The sequence below is a fragment of the Colwellia sp. 6_MG-2023 genome (assembly GCF_030547765.1).
GTDB lineage: Bacteria > Pseudomonadota > Gammaproteobacteria > Enterobacterales > Alteromonadaceae > Colwellia.
In genome coordinates, this window is sequence record NZ_JAUOPP010000009.1 from 99,696 (window position 1) to 116,151 (window position 16,456).

Sequence of the window (16,456 nt, forward strand, 5' to 3'; positions counted from 1 at the left end):
GACTAAATGACATCTACTTTGTATACGACACAGAAAAAAGCAAGGGTTAATCATTGTAATTCAACACGCGCAAGCATTGTGGTTTCTCCTCTACGACAACAAGTCTCACAAGAGTTACATAATAGGCCATCACCACAAGTTACTGTGCCATCATCGATAACACATATGGCTGTACGTTTAACAGCAAAGGATCAAGAACAAGAATATCAACAAATTTATTCTTTATGCCAACGCTATAATGTTAACCCTCCTAGCCGTGATGCAAGTTGTTATTATCAAGATTTTGGCGGTTTTGAATTACGTTGGGAACGTCATTTAGAGTTTTCAAGTTATAGTTTTATTCGTAAAGGGGTAGGGCAATACCTATTTGATGGTTATGCAACAGAGTTTGTGCCACAAGAGTGGTTTGATAATATTGTTGGTGAGTTAGTGAGTGCGGTTAACTTAGTCATTCATCAGGATGAAATATCGGAAGAAGTACTACACTGCGCTTTTGAAGGACATCAAATATTGGGGAGTAGTGTTGCTGACCATCGAGCAAATGTTTATGCTTCTTTTAGGGTACATAGTGATGGTTTTGACCGTATTATCATTCAAAGTAACTTACTCAATAGTTATCAAGCGGGTAGGCTTATACAACGCATGCTAGAAATACAAACCTATCAAGTCATGGCGTTATTGAGTTTACCTATAGCTCGCTCTTTGTCGCCTAAAGTAGCTCAAATGGAAAATGATTTAGTCGATATAAATCAAGAAATGGCAGGTGTGGGTGAAAAAAATGATAGTCAAATGCTAGATAAATTGTCAGATTTAGCAGGAAATACCGAGCAACTGATAGCGGATATTAGTTATCGTTTTAGTGCGACGAATGCTTACTATGAATTAGTGTGCTCTCGACTTGAACAGCTCAAAGAAACGGACATTGAAGGTTTTGAACGGATAAACGAATTTGTTACTCGACGCTTGAGTCCTGGAATTCGTACTTGTCAGGCATTATCTGTTCGTTTAGATGGACTAACTCGCCGAATTGCTCGAGCGAGTAGCTTGTTAAGGACTCGGGTTGATTTAACAATTGAGCAACAAAATCAACAATTATTATCTGCGATTAATCAACGTGGCAAAGTACAGCTTCGTTTACAACAAATGGTTGAAGGTGTTTCTGTTGCTGCAATGGCTTTTTATTTGATGGGCTTGTTAGATTATGTGCTTAATGCCGTGACTTTTTCAGGTTTTGAAGTTAATAAAACACTTGTCAAAGGCTTCTCAGTTCCTATTTTTTTACTGATAACTTGGTTATTTGTTCGACTTGCCATTCGTTATGTCAAAAAGCACCCATAAGTATATTGAAATAGTAAAGTAGCGTTAATTATCTGTAATATTAGGCTATTTATTTATATTACCGCAGGCTGATTAAATTACTTCCTACCTTTTCATCCGTACTCCTACTAAAGCACTAAGACTCTTACTTACGACTAAAGCACTGTTAATTTCGATAAGTTGACTCATTCTATTCGCTTAAAGTTATTTTTATGATGATTGAACTCTAATAACGATAAAAAAAGGAAGCATGAAAATGACTAAACGATTCAAAACTAGCTTAATCACTGCGACATTAGCTATGGCAGCATTTAACTCAAATGCCGCCGTTGAAATATACAATAATGACGGGATAACCTTCAGCACTGACGGGTTAGTTAATGTATTTTACTCTAATAGCTCAATTGATAAAACTGATGCTACTGGGGTAGAAACAGATCGCACACAATCACGTGTTCGTACTGGTTTTTTGCCAAGTAATATCGGTTTTAATATCGCTAAACAACTTGATGATGTAAAAATCGCTATGCGTTCTTCATTTTGGGTTTCTCTAAGTGATACAGACAATGTACGTGATGAATCACCTGCTGATTTGGGTACTGGTTCATTAATCGACGTTCGTCAGTTTTATGCCACTATTAGCGGCGATTTCGGGGAAGTATTAATTGGTAAAGATTTTGGTTTATATAATCGTGCTAACATTCTTGGCGATGAACTTTTACTTGGTTTTGGTCAAACATCTGACTTTTTTGGCTTAGCTGATGGTAACAATGTTTCTTTTGGTAATATCGCAACAGGTTATACTTATCCAATGCCTAAATCACAAATTACTTATAGAACGCCTGATTTAAACGGTTTTCAATTAGCGGTTGCCATTATGGACCCTAATAAACTTGGTGCAGACTCTTCCGAAGATCTACCTCGTTTTGAAGCTGAATTAATGTATAGTACTAATTTTAATAATGATTCTTCATTAAAAGCTTGGGTTAGTGGGGTTACTCAGTCAAGTGAAATTAATGATGTTGAACATGATCAGACCGGCATTGGTTATGGTATTAATTACAAAATTTCAGGTTTATCACTAACCGCTTCCGGTTATAGTGCTGAAGGGTTAGGTCATGTTGCAGGTTTAGATCAAATCGTTGGACCAGACACAGTTGAAACTGAAGGCTATCTAATTCAGGCCGCTTATACCCTAAATGATAACCGTATAGTCTTAACTTATGGTGAATCAGAAACCAGTAATAGTGGTAATGTTGAAACTGTTGGTATTGTAGGTGATGCGACACACAGTAATACTGGTATTGCTTACTTTCGAACAATTCTTCCAGGCTTGACTGCCGTAGTTGAATATAATAATACTGAAGCAGATGCCACAGATTCTTTAATAGCTGAAGACAACAACACTTTCTCAATTGGTGCTGTGGTGACTTTTTAATGTCGTAATCTAGCTTAAGGAGTAGAAAAATATTCTGCTCCTTAAAAATCAAAGAGATAATATTTTAAACGAATATAGCGATTAAATTATTACTTTATATCTAAAAGATGAGTTTTCTACAACTTTAGGAGGGTTAACTAGTTGATAATAACCTGCTAGAGTCTAGTAGCTTACTCATTTTACGGTATTTTGCTTTATGTATAAAATCTTGGTTGCAGATGATCATCCGCTATTTAGAGATGCCATTGTTAATATTATTGGCATGAAATTTCCTGGGTCAACGACTTATGAAACTGAAGATATAGACTCTACACTTGCTTTTGTTAAAGATAATGATGAAATAGATTTAATACTTTTAGATTTAAATATGCCTGGTATGTCTGGCCTTAATGGTTTATTAGATTTACGTAATCAATGTCCGACAACGCCTGTTGTTATTGTTTCAGCAGAACAAGAAAAACAAAAGGTTTTGCAAACCCTATCATATGGCGCCGTGGGGTTTATTTCTAAATCATCGTCAAAAGATGTTATTGGTGAAGCGATAGAGAGTGTTTTTCAAGGTAATGTTTATTTACCTTCAGACATTATGCGCTCAGAAGCTACCACCACCACGACAACAACTGCCACTGCAAAAGAATATAAAGTTTTACCTGAAAATATCTCTTTACTCACTCGCCGAGAATTAATCGTGTTAAAGCATTTAACGAAAGGTGAAGCGAATAAACAAATTGCGTTCAATCTTCATATTTCAGAAACAACGGTGAAATCGCATGTTTCATCTATTCTTAAGAAGTTAGGTGCCTCTAACCGAGTAAAAGTGGTGCTTGGTTGTAGTGATATCGACTTCAATCAATATTTAAAGCGCTAGTTTTGACTAGCGCTATTGGCTAACTCTCAAACTTATTTCACTTGGAAATTATTAATACCAATCTTACTAACTATGTGATCATTTCTACTTGTTAAAATCACCAACGAAATCGTTATTTATTTAATAATTAGAACAACTAGTTATTGAAATAAAGGCCTTATATTTGGCAATTTTTTACGTATAAAATTGTTCACCTAATTAATGAAACTGGTATAACGTATACTTCAATACACGAAAAATAATCAAAAAAAAGCCCTTATCACCAAGATAAGGGCTTTAACTAATATAGATGAATGCTAAATTAGTTAACTTTTCTTTGCTTCATTATTAACATTAGCGCCATTAGAAGAAGCAGAATTGATGCTGGCTCTGGCACGTCAACAGGTTTAGTTGCTGTAATCACATAAGGCTTATAGTTATCGTCAATATCATTCGCTATATTGGTAAAATTATTGCCAAAAGCATCACCAAATAATATGTTTGATAAAATAAACTCACCTTCACCATTACTTAATACATTAAAGTTGATGCTAGCTAATACAAAGCTGCTTAAACCGTCTTGCGCTGTAAAAAGGTCGATTGATTGAGCGAAACTTAATTCGTTAATCGTTAAGCTATTTGTTTCTGTATCAATGGTTTGAAAAGAAGCAAAAGATGGGTCAACATCAAGTAAATTGCCAAAACTGGTTGAAGAATACTCAATTAAATCGTTACTCCAAGCGAACGAAAATTCAAATGATGAGAGTAACTTTTGAAAGCCTAAAGAATCGTCTTCAATATCAGTAAAGATAAAGTCGGCCGTTAATGTGTCACCCACTTGATAGCTATCTTGGTTTAAGTCGATGGTTAGTAAGGTTGCTTTACTACTTAACGAAACGAAAAGCATGGTTAGTAATAGTATTGTTTTTTTCATGATAATTTCCTGTATATTTTTTAATTAAGTTAATTGTTATTCTGCAGCGCAGCGTGAACGTGTACATAAAGACATAAGTGCTCTTACATCAAGACTATTAACAACATTGTCGTTATTGAAGTCATACTGGATATTACTTGCTGCACCGCTTCTAATCATGCTCAAAAATTGATTGATATCATTGATATCGATGTCATTATCGCTATCAAAATCACCGGCTAACTCAACTTGACTAGTTAAATTAAGCGAAATAATAACAGGATCATGATCTGAAGAGCGGTAAGCATCTTCAGCGAAGTATGTTGATAGTTGCTCAGATGATTTATATTCGGTGTTATAATCGAAAATTGCTGGCTCATCAGCATTGATATGCCAAACAGTAGTGTCAGCCACTTGGCTTGCTAATTCGCTACTTGCTAGAGCATGATCTAGGTAGCCAATTTCTCCGCCAAAGCTATAAGAATATCCAGCAGATCCCATATGCTCAGCCACTAGGTTTTGGTATCCTTTAGCGGTTATCGCGTTGATCGGTTCTTCTTTACCGTAAGCATTTAAATCACCGATAATAAGGAAGTCATTATCTGTTGAACCCGTTGGATTGGTACTTAACCAGTCTACTAAGGCACTACCTGCTTGTGTTCTTAATTCATTCCAACAGCCTTGACCATCACCGTTATCAAGGTTATTTCCTGAGGCACTGCCACAACTGCCTTTTGACTTAAAGTGATTTACCGCAATAGTTAAGGCTTCATCAGTTGAAATTTCTTTGAAAGTTTGTACCAGTGGTTGACGGTTACCGAAATCAAATGGGCTATCATCTGTAGTGATTGCATCACCAACTAATGCTACCGTTGCTGGTTTATAAATTAAACCTACAGTAATTGCATCTTCACCAATACCAGCTTGATTCATACGAACGTAGTTATATGTACCTTCGCCTAATTGATTATTTAGCTGTTGTACAAGCTCAGCAATAGCACTATTACTTTCAAAGCCATCATTCTCAATCTCCATTAGACCTACAATATCAGCATTAATATCAGCTAACGCCGAGACTATTTTGCTACTTTGACGAACAAATTCTTCTAAAGTATCAGCACCTCGTTCTGTAGGGAAACCCTCACCAGTACCGTCGCCATTAAAGTAATTTAACACGTTAAAACTTGCTACTTTTAAAGTACCAGTATTTGCAATTTCAGGTTGTGATGTTCTAGCATTACTATTAATAAACTGTGGTGTAATTGTAGGTAAAACACGATACTCACTGAAACTATAATCAATAATACCGGTTAAATCAGAAACTGAATCACCTAAACGTAAAGTATTTTGATAGGTTAATCCAGGTGCCGGAAATGGTACATTATCAGGGTTTTGAGCATTATTGATATCATCTAACGTGATACGATTTCGGCTATTCTTGTCGGCTAAATTGATAGCTTGCTCACTTCCTGCATCATAGATGTTGGTAGGAATAATTAAGCGTCCATTAGACAAAGTTAATTGACCGTATCTACCTAAATAATATGTATCACTTACTTTTAGCGTTTCAGGGAAGGTAACCAGCATGCCTTCTACTGTTTCCCAGTAGCTAATGGCTGATACTGGTAAAGATACTGAAGTTGTTAATACAGGCTCACCTACGCCACAATCAATAAAGTCAGATGTTGCAGTTAATTGCGTACGGTCATAGCTTTCAGTGACACTGCCATTAACTCTTACTTTATTACCTACTGTTGGGAAGTTACTAATGCCGTTAAAGTAAACAAAAATAGCTTCAGAAGTCATAGGATCATTATCGTTGTCGCTTGCTTCTTCTTGAACAAAGTAACCTGAAGAGTCTTGTAATACCGAAGTAACAGTACCTTCAATAGTTTTTATTTGGCCAGTAAATGGAGATTCACTACTCGTTCCTTGAATGCTACTAATGAGATCTGCGTTATCTCCGCACATTCCTATTACAGGTTCTTCAATTGGATCTGTTGGATCTGTCGGATCGGTAGGATCTGTTGGGCCAGTATTAGATAAATGAGAGCCTAAATTTGTAAAAGTATCTTTAGCGTGTACATCCCATTGTGCCGTTGTTACGAATTCATCTGTGCGATCCGTATCACCAGATGTTATAGAAGATGAGCGTACTAGGGTAGTATCTTTGCCCCAATTTTCTTTAACACCATAAATACCAACTGTATCGATAATATTATTGCCATGAACAAGTTCGATGTAGTCGTCACCGTTAAAATTAATAGCACTAACAAAATGATCAATGTAAGGTACTAAAGCACTATCATCAGTGATTTGAGAAGACCCCAGTACTACTACATCTTTTGCTAATAATTCACCCGTTAATGTGTAGCTACTTGTTGCTGTTGTACTACCATTTGAATAAAGTTTGAATTGATAATCTGTTAACGAAATCGTTGAATCAGTTGGGTTATAAATCTCAACTGCTTTATTAAAGCTAGAGCCTTCTACGTATTCAGAGAAAAAGAGGTTATTAGTTGGCACTGTTGGCTCAACTGGGTCTACTGGATCAATAGGGTCAACAGGGTCTACTGGCTCAACATCTGAGCATGATGTACCATAAATGATTGAAATCCATTCTGGGTTGTCGATAAACGGGTTACGATTTCCTTGAAATTCATAAATTTTGTTATTTCGGTTAATTTCAAATTCATCAACAGGATCGGCATCACTCCATGATAAAAGAGTGCATAATTTACCTAACTTTGGTTCACCAGTAGTCGTTAATGTTTCGCTAACTTGTAAATCAGGTGTGATAGAGTCTAAACCTGCATAACGCATATCCATATATAAAACGATACGAGCTACATCACCTTTTACTGCATCCCTTGGTTCAAAAGAATCATCATCAACACGGTTTTCTGGTGATTCAGCTAAAGCAGAGTCACTATTATCAAAATCTAAATTACCTCTTGATGCGTTAACCGATATATCAGTAGGTCTTAAATGATGAATATCTGAATAGGCAAGTGCACTAGAGCTTGGGAAGCCATGACTTTTTGCCCAAACATGTTCGCGATTCCAGTTATCAGGGTTTGTAGATTGTGAGCCACTACCATTTGAATGTTTTGCTTTTGAAATGCCACGATAAAATAAAATAACATTATCAGCATTTAACGGATCTTCATCCGTTACTGTCAACGCTGTCCATGCTTCTGAATAAGTGAGTTGTTTGTGGTTGGTTGAAATTACTTCATTGATGTTCGTTCTAATAATATCAACACTTTGTTCTGAATTTATTGCGCTGATAACTGGCGCATAATAAGTAGCAGCATCAAAATCTGCAGCATTTTCTATTTTGCTTAAGTCAGGACAATTAAAGCAGGCGTTCGTAATGATAGTAGTATCGTTGTCATCGTTGCTAGCTTCATCATCAACCCCTGAGGTAACTAATACATTATCTAACCTGATGTATTCAGCAGCAGAATTATTCGACATAGATACTTTTAATTGTAGGGTACTGCCTTCAGGAATTACTTGTGTAATTTCAGCTGAGGTAAAGTCGTCAATTAATGTATGATTATCATCGCCATTGCCTTGCCAATTTTCTATTTTGACAAAGGGAGCATTATCTAATGAGTATGAAAGGTCAAAAAAGTCTGCTGATTCTAGCGTTCCATCTTCTTCAGCCAATACGGATATATTTATGTCACGTTTGCCTTCAATATTAATAGGCTCTGATAACCAGTCTACGGTCCCGTCAACATCTCTAGCCTCAAGTTTGCTATTGGTGACTTTAAACCAGTCACTATCGGCTGCTAAATCTGCATTACTTACATCGATTGACCAGCGCGTAACATCATTCATATTAAGCGTATCAAAAATGGCACCTTTAGTGTCTAATGCTATGTCATTAAAGTCTTCTGCCCATAATGTTTCAGCACTTAACGCACTGTGGGTGACAAAGCTTGATGCAACGCAGAGGGCTATCAAGCTTAAATTTATTGTACCAGAGCCGAGAAGTCGACTTGTTTTTACCTTATTCGTTATCATTTAATATCTCCAAGTGTGTAATCATTATTTTTAAAAACTAACCTGATTTTGAACCTTAAATGTTACATTAATGTTAAAAAACAGTAAGAATATGATTAAAGTTGACCAGGTAGTCAATAGATAACGCTTAAATCATTACTTTTAATGATTTATAATAGTTTTTATTTCAACCATCGACTCTTTAGGTTTCAACATTACCATGATAGAAATAACTAACTTTAAGCATGACAACCTCAGTATTAAACAATGGAAAATGACTGAGAATGAAACTTGGTGTGTATTGGGAAGAAATGGCTCTGGCAAAGAGTACCTTGATCAATTATTAACTGGAGAATTATTTGATTACTCAGTCGATCATTTTCACTTACCTAAGTCGAATAAAGTTGGAATTGTTTCTTTTGAAGCACAACAAGTTATATATGAAAATGAATTAAAAATGGATGCGACCGATTTTAATGATAGTAATGATATTGGTACGCAAGCGAAAAACTTTCTTCCTCAAGACAACTTAACTGACCCATTAATCGCTCAATTTGGTTTAGAACATAAATTAGAAAGTGGTTATCGACAACTTAGTACTGGGGAAGGGCGAAAGTTACTTATTTTACAAGCAATACTTAGTGGTGTTGATTTACTGGTATGTGATAACCCATTTGACAGTTTAGATGAAGCTTCATGTGACGCTTTATCAACAATATTAGCATTATTACCACAACAAAATATTAATGTATTACTAATTTTAAGTAATCGTCAAGACATTCCTACTTGGTGCCAGAAAGTTGCTTTTATTGAACGAGGACAACTTGATGTTATAGGCGAATTTGACAATGAAGAAACAAAACGTCAATTAGATGCGTTGCTTACACCGAAACCTGATAACCTTGAATGGCCACCATCGATTAAGTCATTGTCTGACTATGAACACCCATACATAGTTAAATTAACTAATGGTAAAGTACATTATGGTGGCGTTAATGTATTTGAAAACTTAGACGTTACGATAAAGCCCTTACAGCATACTTTAATAACAGGTAAAAATGGTAGCGGAAAATCAACATTAATGCAGCTTATAACGGGTGATTGTACACAGTGTTATAGCAATGATATTGAAGTGTTAGGCTTTAAACGTGGCTCAGGTGAAAGTATCTGGCAACTAAAAGAACATATGGGCATTGTTAGTTCAGAGTTTCATCGGCAATATCGAGTAAAAGGAGAGCTCTTAACTGTAGTTTTATCCGGTTTTTTTGATTCTGTAGGTTTATATCAAAAACCGGAGAACTACCAGATTGATATAGCTCGAAAGTGGCTGGATATGGTGGGGTTATTGTCATGTCAGCATGCTATGTTTCAAGAGTTAAGTTATGGTGAACAGCGATTAGCTTTAATTGCTAGGGCGCTTGTGAAATCACCTTATTTATTAATATTAGATGAGCCGACACAAGGTTTAGATGAAATTAATCGCCATCGAGTACTTAACTTTTTAGAAATATTGGTCCAACAAAAACATAGTACTTTAATATTAGTGAGCCATCGAAAAGATGAGCATTTACCTATCTTTACACAGCATATCAGGTTATAAATCTTTCAGTTATTAGGCGATTACTATCAGATAATCTCAAGTTATATTAATAGATTTATTAATATAACTTGTAAACTGGTATGCTTTGTGTATAATGCGCATCCTCGATGAAGGGATGTTGATTCTACTGATTACTATATATTTTTATATCGCAGTAAAGTCGACAAAATGATAGATAACACTTAATTTATAAAATAGTGTTTAGCTTATTGGTAATATTCTTAAAGAAAGAATTTTATAAAACTAATAAACTCATCGATATGAGTAGGGGTTTTCCGCCCAATAGACTTGCCCAGCTGAACATTTCGTTTTCAGCAGAAATATAGCGTTCCTACGCTATGCGCTTTAAGTCTTCCTGGTGGTTTCCTCGTATGATATACGCAGGTTAAGACTTAGCAATTTAAAATTTATTCAATTCAGTATACTTTCCATAACAATGTTATGTGTGAAGGTGATCTATTCTTTGTTCTTTATTTTTTGCTAATTTTTCTTTATTAGAAGTCTTTATATAAGTGTCTTAGAGATACTCTAAACACCTGCCTTAAAATGATGATATTTAAAATGACTGAACAAAAAAACACAGAAAAAAATAATGAACAATCTCCTGTAGCACTAGATAAAGTTGCTGTTAGTTTTGATTCTTTAGGTTTACCGCAAGACTTATTAACAGCGGTTCTTTCTATTGGTTTCACTTCTGCTACTGGTATTCAAGCACAAACTATTCCGCCTTTATTGGCAGGCAAAGATGTTTTAGGTGAAGCACAAACGGGTACTGGTAAAACGGCTGCGTTTGGTTTACCTGCATTAGCTAAAGTAGACACTTCAATTAAAAAACCACAATTAATGGTTTTAGCACCAACACGCGAATTGGCTATGCAAGTAGCAGAAGCTATTGAATCTTTTGGTAAAAATATGAAAGGTTTACGTGTTGCTACATTATATGGCGGCCAGTCTTATGGCCCACAATTTCAACAATTAGAGCGTGGTGCGCAAGTTGTTGTTGGCACACCAGGCCGTTTAATGGATCATTTACGTCGTAAAAGCCTTAAATTAGATGATCTAAAAGTATGCGTACTTGATGAAGCCGATGAAATGTTAAACATGGGCTTTTTAGAAGACATTCAGTGGATTTTAGATCACTTACCTAAAACGACACAAATGTGTTTATTCTCTGCAACTATGCCTCCGGCCATTCGTAAAATAGCGAATCGCTTCTTAAAAGATCCTGAGCATATTAAAATTGCAGCGGTTAAAAAAGCAAAAGCTAATATTACACAATATGCGTGGAAAGTAGGTGGCATCACTAAAATGACTGCTTTAGAGCGTATTGCTGAAATTGTTGATTACGATGCAATGATAATTTTTGTACGCACACGTAATGATACTGTTGATGTTGCTGAAAAATTAGAGCGTGCTGGCTATCCAGCATTAGCCCTTAATGGTGATCTTAACCAAGCGCAACGTGAGCGTTGTATTGATCAAATGAAATCAGGTAAGTCGTCAATATTGGTAGCGACTGATGTTGTTGCTCGTGGATTAGATATTCCACGTATTTCTTTAGTGATTAACTATGATTTACCTGGTGATCATGAAGCTTATGTTCATCGTATTGGCCGTACAGGCCGTGCGGGTCGTGAAGGCATGTCTATTGCTTTTGTTCGTCCACGTGAAATGTATTCATTACGTCACTATGAGCGTTTAACTTCCGGTACAGTGAATATGTATGAGTTACCAAACATACAAGAGTTAGGTAAAAAACGTATTGAACGTGCTCGTGATGAAATAGCTAAAATTATTGAGTCAACAGAATTAGCAAGTATGCGTGAAATTGTTGAAGCAATGGCAAGTGAATCTGATATGTCTATGACAGATCTAGCGGCAGCGTTAATATATCAAAAGCAGTTAAAGCAGCCATTCCAACCGAAAGAAGATCCTAAACCACGCCGTGACGCTCGTTCAGATAGTCGCTCAGAAGGTCGTGGTGATCGCAATGGTCGTGATAGAAATGACCGTGGTAGAGATTCTCGTCGTGATGCACGATCAGATAGTCGAGGCGATCGTAATGGTCAACGTGGTTCACGTGATGAAAAGCCGCGTAAAGCAAAAGTAGATCGTAATGATGTAGATTGGCAGACTTACCGCTTAGAAGTTGGTAAAGAGCACGGTGCTCGTCCAGGTGATATTGTTGGCGCAATTGCGAATGAAATATCATTAGATAGCAGCTATATTGGTGCTATAAACTTGCATGACAAGCACAGTTTCGTACAGTTACCTAAAGGTATCCCAGATGATTTATTTAAACAATTAAAAGGTGTACGTGTACGTCGTCAACCATTAGCTATTACAGCTTCAGAAGAACAAGTTGAAAGACAACAAGCACCACGTCGTCGTAGTGAACGTTCACAACGTCAAAACTAATTTGTAGTAATTTATTACGTAGCAAAAGGCGCTTTTAAGCGCCTTTTTTATTGTCTGTAAATAATTAAATACATCCTCTATTAAGCCTCTATATAGGTTTGCTTTCTATTTGTACTATTTCTATTAAATTTAACGTAAATATTCATTTACGTACACTTTGCTTTTGCTATTTATCATAGGCTTCCGTAAAGGCTAAATCCTCTAGATAATGAAGTTATAACAATAAGCACCTTACCTTATAAGGTGTAAATATTTCAAAAATGAAGAGATGATAAAATGAATAGCACAACGTTAATCAATCATAATCCGTTAAAACTATGTGGTATAGAATTTATTGAATTTGCCAGTCCTGATTCTGATTTTATGGAGCAGGTTTTCTATGGTTTTGGTTTTTCAAAGATTAAAAAATTTAAAGGTCGTGATATTGATTATTTTAATCAACATGATATTCATTTTTTGCTTAATAAAGAAATAAAAGGTTTTTCAAACGAGTTTGCTAAAAATCATGGACCTGCTATTTGTTCTATGGGGTGGCGTGTTGATGATGCTGACTTTGCTTTTCAAGAAGCACTTAAGCGAAGTGCTAAGTCAGCTAAAAATGAAATAGGTAAGTTACCTTACCCGGCTATTTTTGGGATTGGAAAAAGCTTAATATACTTTATAGATAATTTTGCCAAAGAAGAGCGCAATAATAGTAAAAATAAAGGTTATATATATGATGTCGATTTTGATTCACATGATTCACCTGTTTTAGTAGAGGAAAAAGGCTTTTTAGCTGTCGATCATTTAACAAATAATGTTTATCAAGGCACTATGGATATATGGGCTGATTTTTATAAAGATATTTTTGGATTTACTGAAGTACGTTATTTTGATATTAAAGGTATTAAAAGTGCCCTTATTTCTTACGCACTGCAATCCCCTTGTGGAAAATTTTCTATCCCTATTAATGAAGGCAAAGGGAATAATAATAATCAAATTGATGAATATTTGGATGAATACAATGGTCCAGGAGTTCAGCACCTAGCTTTTATCACTGATGATTTAGTAAGCTCTTTAGATAAGTTAGATCGTAATATCGTTGAAACATTGCATATTGTGCCAGAGTATTATGATGAAATATTCAATCGTGTTCCTTGGGTTAAAGAAGATAAAGAAAAAATTAAAGCACATCAAATATTGGTTGATAGCCAAGCTGAAAATACTTATTTACTTCAAATATTTACTAAAAACTTGTTTGGACCTATTTTTATTGAAATGATCCAACGAGTTGATGATCAAGGTTTTGGAGAAGGGAATTTTTCAACCCTATTCAAATCTATTGAGTTAAATCAAATGGAGCGAGGCACGTTATAAACCTTGCAGTTTTTTGTTAACAGGATGATTTAGATTAGTTAATCATCCTGTTAAAGGTTTTATTTATTACCACTTACAGAAACATTTAAGTCTTTTAATATACCATCGCGTAAATTATAAACAACACCATGTACAGTTACATTTTGTTTAGCAAGCCAAGCACTACGTAATATGGTTGTATTTGAAATATTAGCAACTTGTTCAATAACATTAAGCTCGCAAAGTAAATCAATGCGCTCTGCTTCACTTTTAACATTATTTAATTTCTCTTGGTTAAAGCGATAAACATCTTGTATATGGCGTAACCAATTATCAATTAAACCATGGCTTTCATCATGATAAGCCGCATGAATACCACCACAACCATAATGACCACAAACAATAATGTCTTTTACTTTTAAAATTTCTACAGCAAATTGGATTACCGATAAGCAATTAAGATCTGAATGAACAACTTGGTTGGCAATATTACGATGAACAAATACTTCTCCTGGTAGCATGCCCAATAATTCATTTGCAGGCACGCGAGAATCTGAACAACCTATCCATAAATATTGTGGTGATTGTTGCTCAGAAAGACTTTTGAAAAAAGTAGGGTTGTCTGCTGTGATTTTGTCAGCCCATTGTTTATTATTTTCAAATAAATGTTTTATTGTGCTCATATAGTGGTTTTATATTGATGTAAGGTAAGTTGCTAGCATTTTATGGTAATAACTAATTGAGTAAAAGATATTTATGGTATTACCAGTAGAATAATAGTGAGGGGTAATATTAACTGAATATAATTGCCTAGTTAACCTGAACTCGGTTTAAGATGTTTTTAATTTATTGAAATTATTAATAATATAACCATATTTTATACTCTAACTTGATAATTTTTCTTAATTCAAGGACAATTTCGCGTCAATAGCTAGTCTATTGCAAGTAAATTTAACGATGAAGTAAGGAAAAACTACTGTTAGAGAAAGAAATATTAAACCGAGCTTCGACATAGTTACAATGTTAACTATGTCGATACAGATTAACTATTTATCTTTTTCTCTTCTTCTTCTTCTTTGTCTAGCTCTTCATTACGTTTCTTAATTTTTTCTAGTTGTTCTGGGGTTAAGTTAAATTTTTGAGCAGATTTTTTTATAAAATATACGCTACCTATTATTGAACCTAATGCGATAACCGTTATAACGATTCCAAATAATGACATAAAACCTCTTTGTTGAATTTTATCCTAGTCGCCATTGTTAAATGCCATTGTTAAATAGTAATAGTAAAACAGCTTTTTAACAGGTAACTTATCTTATTAAATAAAACATAATAATAAGTATGGCTGGATATATATATGAATAAAAATTTAAGTACAAAGCTTATCTTACCTATGACAATAGTAGGGTTGCTCTTTGTTTTAGTTATTTTATTTTTACCCGAGTCGTTAAGTAAATATAACGTATTAGCCATGATAATTATACTTGTTATAACGCAAGTTACAGTGAGTGCTGCTTTTTTTTCAAAACAAGTGACAGCTCGTATTGTTAATTTGCAAAACTACTTAGCTTTAGTTGTCAGTACTGAACAAGCACCTTCAGACCCTTTAACCGATGCAATTGATGATGATTTTGGCAAGGTAGCAAATGAACTAAGTGGGTTTATCGTCGGTTTAGCTGATGTTATTAGTGATATTCGTAGTAAATCAGAACAATTAAATCAGGGTGCTATTACCTTGACAGCTCAAATAAAAAAATCGGTTTGCTCTGTCGATAAGTCGGTTAATCAAATTGAGCAAATGGCGATTTCAATTGAAGAGGTTGTGAATACCTCTTCAATTTTAACAACGAATACGGATCAAGTGAGTAATACTACCAATGTTGTTATGGATATATTGAATCAAGGGATCTCATCTTCTAACCTTAATCAAGACACCAGTGAATCGTTTGCTAAAGAAGTAGACAGTATGACTAAAGATTTAGTACTTTTAAAAGAAGAGAGTGCTCATATTGGCTCTGTGTTAGATGTTATTCGGGGTATTGCAGATCAAACTAATTTACTGGCGCTTAATGCAGCCATTGAGGCGGCTAGGGCAGGTGAGCAAGGTCGAGGTTTTGCTGTTGTTGCTGATGAAGTAAGAGCACTTGCGCATAGAACTCAACAAGCTACTGTTGAAATTCAGTCTATGGTTGAAGGTTTACAAGATAAAACAGCAAATGCTGTCGCCGCGGTTACCCGAGGGCAAACTTTATCTCAACATAGTTTATCTCAATCGACAGAGGTTGTTAGTGCATTAACACAAATTAAGCAGTCATTTGAAGAAGTCGACTGTTTAACCTCTCAAATAGCTCAAAGCACTCAAGCACAGCAAAGTTCAACGGTTTCCATCAATGATAATATGGTTGCAGTATTATCCCTTAGTAGGGATGTAAATGAAGGACTTGCTTTTGTTGCCGAACATGCAAACCTACAACAGCAAACATCTGCAGAGGTAGATATTACATTAAACCGAGTTTGTGTTTAATATTTATTGGCGAGCAAGATAAGTATTCTATCTATATAGGTTTCACTAAT

Annotated in this window: 11 protein-coding genes; 7 read left to right on the plus strand and 4 right to left on the minus strand. The window is 35.2% G+C overall.

The window, feature by feature from the left end:
- The first annotated feature begins 6 nt into the window (after window positions 1–6).
- The 3 genes from Q4503_RS07840 to Q4503_RS07850 all read left to right on the plus strand — a co-directional run bounded on the left by Q4503_RS07840 (window position 7) and on the right by Q4503_RS07850 (window position 3,623).
- The gene (locus Q4503_RS07840; RefSeq protein ID WP_303601910.1) at window positions 7–1,338 is read left to right on the plus strand and encodes a DUF3422 family protein; all 1,332 of its coding nucleotides are present in this window, start codon (window positions 7–9) and stop codon (window positions 1,336–1,338) included.
- Window positions 1,339–1,573: 235 nt separating this feature from the next.
- Complete coding sequence (locus Q4503_RS07845; RefSeq protein ID WP_215972611.1) at window positions 1,574–2,755, plus strand: porin; 1,182 nt, start codon at window positions 1,574–1,576, stop codon at window positions 2,753–2,755.
- Window positions 2,756–2,951: 196 nt separating this feature from the next.
- Window positions 2,952–3,623 (plus strand): response regulator transcription factor, encoded by a 672-nt coding sequence (locus Q4503_RS07850; RefSeq protein WP_215972610.1) that lies wholly within the window; start codon window positions 2,952–2,954, stop codon window positions 3,621–3,623.
- Between the two features lie 301 nt (window positions 3,624–3,924).
- On the opposite strand, the gene Q4503_RS07855 is transcribed toward Q4503_RS07850, so the two are convergent.
- The gene (locus Q4503_RS07855) at window positions 3,925–4,536 is read right to left on the minus strand and encodes a PEP-CTERM sorting domain-containing protein (protein WP_303601911.1); all 612 of its coding nucleotides are present in this window, start codon (window positions 4,534–4,536) and stop codon (window positions 3,925–3,927) included.
- A gap of 36 nt (window positions 4,537–4,572) precedes the next feature.
- Complete coding sequence (locus tag Q4503_RS07860; protein ID WP_303601912.1) at window positions 4,573–8,550, minus strand: ExeM/NucH family extracellular endonuclease; 3,978 nt, start codon at window positions 8,548–8,550, stop codon at window positions 4,573–4,575.
- Between the two features lie 199 nt (window positions 8,551–8,749).
- Between Q4503_RS07860 and Q4503_RS07865 the strand changes: the two genes are divergently transcribed.
- The 3 genes from Q4503_RS07865 to hppD all read left to right on the plus strand — a co-directional run bounded on the left by Q4503_RS07865 (window position 8,750) and on the right by hppD (window position 13,903).
- Complete coding sequence (locus tag Q4503_RS07865) at window positions 8,750–10,129, plus strand: ATP-binding cassette domain-containing protein (RefSeq protein ID WP_303601913.1); 1,380 nt, start codon at window positions 8,750–8,752, stop codon at window positions 10,127–10,129.
- A 561-nt stretch (window positions 10,130–10,690) separates the two neighbouring features.
- Window positions 10,691–12,547, plus strand: a complete 1,857-nt coding sequence (locus tag Q4503_RS07870; protein ID WP_303601914.1) for a DEAD/DEAH box helicase — start codon at window positions 10,691–10,693, stop codon at window positions 12,545–12,547.
- Between the two features lie 276 nt (window positions 12,548–12,823).
- Window positions 12,824–13,903 carry a 4-hydroxyphenylpyruvate dioxygenase gene (gene hppD / locus Q4503_RS07875; protein WP_303601915.1) on the plus strand — a complete coding sequence of 360 codons (1,080 nt, stop codon included), beginning with the start codon at window positions 12,824–12,826 and terminating at the stop codon, window positions 13,901–13,903.
- A gap of 59 nt (window positions 13,904–13,962) precedes the next feature.
- Here hppD and can read toward each other — a convergent pair whose 3' ends face one another.
- The gene (can, locus tag Q4503_RS07880; protein ID WP_215972604.1) at window positions 13,963–14,565 is read right to left on the minus strand and encodes a carbonate dehydratase; all 603 of its coding nucleotides are present in this window, start codon (window positions 14,563–14,565) and stop codon (window positions 13,963–13,965) included.
- 359 nt (window positions 14,566–14,924) lie between these two features.
- Window positions 14,925–15,104 (minus strand): DUF2897 family protein, encoded by a 180-nt coding sequence (locus Q4503_RS07885; RefSeq protein WP_303601916.1) that lies wholly within the window; start codon window positions 15,102–15,104, stop codon window positions 14,925–14,927.
- Window positions 15,105–15,239: 135 nt separating this feature from the next.
- On the opposite strand from Q4503_RS07885, the gene Q4503_RS07890 reads away from it, so the two are divergent.
- Window positions 15,240–16,406 (plus strand): methyl-accepting chemotaxis protein, encoded by a 1,167-nt coding sequence (locus Q4503_RS07890; RefSeq protein WP_303601917.1) that lies wholly within the window; start codon window positions 15,240–15,242, stop codon window positions 16,404–16,406.
- Window positions 16,407–16,456: the final 50 nt, after the last annotated feature.

What these genes read in the sequence shown, in the direction of transcription:
- Q4503_RS07870 (WP_303601914.1), top strand. Translation starts at nt 10,691, where the DNA reads ATGACTGAACAAAAAAACACAGAAAAAAATAATGAACAATCTCCTGTA.
- Q4503_RS07890 (WP_303601917.1), top strand. Translation starts at nt 15,240, where the DNA reads ATGAATAAAAATTTAAGTACAAAGCTTATCTTACCTATGACAATAGTA.
- can (WP_215972604.1), bottom strand. Translation starts at nt 14,565, where the DNA reads ATGAGCACAATAAAACATTTATTTGAAAATAATAAACAATGGGCTGAC.
- Q4503_RS07855 (WP_303601911.1), bottom strand. Translation starts at nt 4,536, where the DNA reads ATGAAAAAAACAATACTATTACTAACCATGCTTTTCGTTTCGTTAAGT.
- Q4503_RS07850 (WP_215972610.1), top strand. Translation starts at nt 2,952, where the DNA reads ATGTATAAAATCTTGGTTGCAGATGATCATCCGCTATTTAGAGATGCC.
- Q4503_RS07865 (WP_303601913.1), top strand. Translation starts at nt 8,750, where the DNA reads ATGATAGAAATAACTAACTTTAAGCATGACAACCTCAGTATTAAACAA.
- Q4503_RS07840 (WP_303601910.1), top strand. Translation starts at nt 7, where the DNA reads ATGACATCTACTTTGTATACGACACAGAAAAAAGCAAGGGTTAATCAT.
- Q4503_RS07845 (WP_215972611.1), top strand. Translation starts at nt 1,574, where the DNA reads ATGACTAAACGATTCAAAACTAGCTTAATCACTGCGACATTAGCTATG.
- hppD (WP_303601915.1), top strand. Translation starts at nt 12,824, where the DNA reads ATGAATAGCACAACGTTAATCAATCATAATCCGTTAAAACTATGTGGT.
- Q4503_RS07860 (WP_303601912.1), bottom strand. Translation starts at nt 8,550, where the DNA reads ATGATAACGAATAAGGTAAAAACAAGTCGACTTCTCGGCTCTGGTACA.
- Q4503_RS07885 (WP_303601916.1), bottom strand. Translation starts at nt 15,104, where the DNA reads ATGTCATTATTTGGAATCGTTATAACGGTTATCGCATTAGGTTCAATA.